The organism is Acidovorax sp. SRB_24 (assembly GCF_012931925.1).
Map to the genome: position 1 here is coordinate 1 of NZ_MWOM01000279.1, position 372 is coordinate 372.

General features: G+C 66.1%; 1 pseudogene. It reads right to left on the reverse strand.

What is annotated here, in order from left to right:
* Positions 1 to 372: pseudogene (locus B2J89_RS21950) on the reverse strand (hypothetical protein); the annotation flags it as partial.

Consider the following 372-nt stretch of genomic DNA (forward strand, 5'->3'; position numbering starts at 1 on the left):
TCGCGCACCGCCGTGGGCAGGCCCGACAGGTGCGTGGACACCTCGCTCAGTTGTTCGGCCGTGGGGCGCTTCCATGCGTCAATTTGCGCCCAGGTCTCCACCCAGCGGCGCTGCGGGCGCACCACAAAGTTGTCGAGCGACATGCCCGCCACCATGCTGTGCAGCAGCGCTGCGGTATCGCGGCGAATGACGGCCTCGCTCAGCACGGGCGATTGCAGCGCCTCTTCGGCGACTCCGTTGGCTTGTTGGCGCTGGTCCAGCAGGTCGATCAGCTCTAGCCGCGCATTGAACAGGCGCTGCGACAGCGGCTGGACGGACCTACCAGCTGCTGAAAGCTGGGCTCGAACAAGAACGCCGACAGATCGGCCTTGT